Annotated in this window: 2 protein-coding genes; both read right to left on the bottom strand. The window is 32.7% G+C overall.

Annotation, left to right across the window (positions count from 1 at the left end; genetic code table 11):
- Positions 1-195 precede the first annotated feature (195 nt).
- Positions 196-525 (bottom strand): hypothetical protein, encoded by a 330-nt coding sequence (locus CVN76_RS05980; RefSeq protein WP_100530129.1) that lies wholly within the window; start codon positions 523-525, stop codon positions 196-198.
- A partial coding sequence (locus CVN76_RS05975) for a ParA family protein (RefSeq protein ID WP_100530601.1) occupies positions 518-1,224 on the bottom strand: 707 nt, incomplete at its 5' end. The genes CVN76_RS05980 and CVN76_RS05975, both read right to left, overlap by 8 nt.

Raw genomic sequence — 1,224 nt, 5'->3', positions numbered from 1 at the left:
ATACTAGGATTTATGAATAAGTTACAAAAAAACGTATTTACACCAATTGTTTAGATTTTTGCTGGTTTATTACAATTTAATTACTTATAATAGGAATATTGTTGCTATAACTTGGATAAGTGCCATTATTCACCGTAAAACGAAAAAAAGACGCTCTGCAAAGCGTCTCTAATGTAAAACTATTGATAGGTATTATTACTCTTGTTCCATGTTTGCTTCAAATTCAGTTAAAAACAGTCTAAGCGCTTGATTGATTGCCATAGTCTTAAAGCCTTTAGGTTGTTTTTTACTGAGTGCATTAAAACTCTTTAATAAATCTTTTTCGACTAAAAAAGTCGCCCTCTTATGTGTATCTTCAATACCTTTTCTATTCTTTTTCTCGTCAACTTCATTTTTAAATTTCCTGGCTGCTGCTTCTAATTTATCCTCTTTTACTTCAACTTCTGACACTGAGCTTTGTGTGTTTAATGATTTCTTTGCTTCTTCGGCCAAAGAGAATTGATTATTTAATTTTCCGTTACTCATAAATTAAATCCTCCAGTTCTTTATATAACAATTCATAAGTCTTTATCTTTTTGGTCTGCCGCTTTAATAGAGTAGCAGGCCTTTTAAAATAAGCGGTCGCATTTGGGAATTGTATTGTTCTAGGAATTAAAGTTTTAAACATTCTTATATTCTGTTTTTCTGCATAATTGTAAGCTTGCTCCAATAATTCTTTATGTAATTTTGTACTACTATCAACCATAGTTCCGACGATCCCTACTATTTCTAATTCAGAATTAACATTGGCTTTAAAATCGTTTACTACTTCTATTACGTTAATTAATCCATTTACGCCGAATAGTTCGGGCATAAAGGGAATAATAATTTGATCACTAACTTTTAATATATTCCCGGCTATTAGTTCTAAGCTGGGCGGTGTATCTATTAGTATTAAATCAAAGTCTTCTTTTAGATCCTCAACAAAATTTAGTAAATGTAAAAATCTTTCGGGTTTTATTTTAAAAATAAGGTTTGCAAGATTCCCACTAGAAGGCAAAAGGCTAAGACCTGGCATCACCTCGACGATAGCGTCCTTTGGTGAAGCTGCGCCCATAATTACGTTATAAAGGGTAATTTGAGAATATTCGACGCCTAAAGCTTGACTGGCGTTCGCTTGTGAATCTGCATCTATTAATAATACTTTCTTACCGTCTTTAACAGCCAGGGCAGCCAGGTTAGTTA

The organism is Bacillus sp. mrc49, assembly GCF_002803435.1.
This window is presented reverse-complemented; position numbering and strand designations above follow the sequence as displayed.